Below are 268 nucleotides of genomic sequence, written 5' to 3'. Positions count from 1 at the left end.
CGAGATCTGATGCTCTTGGTGCTATTAGGTTTACATTAAAGGGGACAATTCCTAAAACTTGAAGCGGATAGTTAGTAAGAGATTTAAACATGTTCTTTGTATTTAGACGTTGCAGACGTCTATTGTTTAAGGCCTCTGACATATTAGGTTTGATGCGTCCTTCTTCATTAACTGGAGCCCCAACTTTATTAATAATTGTGCCAATAAGGCGTTTGTTTTTATTACCCCCCAAGGAGTTATGGGCTATCTCAAGACGATGCATTAAGGC

1 pseudogene is annotated in these 268 nt (G+C 38.8%); it reads right to left on the bottom strand.

Annotated elements, in window-relative coordinates:
* Positions 1-268: pseudogene (locus tag AAEZ02_RS22615) on the bottom strand (phosphate acetyltransferase); the annotation flags it as partial.

This window comes from Shewanella sp. T24-MNA-CIBAN-0130 (assembly GCF_040310185.1).
GTDB lineage: Bacteria > Pseudomonadota > Gammaproteobacteria > Enterobacterales > Shewanellaceae > Shewanella > Shewanella psychromarinicola.
The sequence above is the reverse complement of the archived record's forward strand: the minus strand, read 5'-3'. Positions and strand labels throughout refer to the sequence as shown.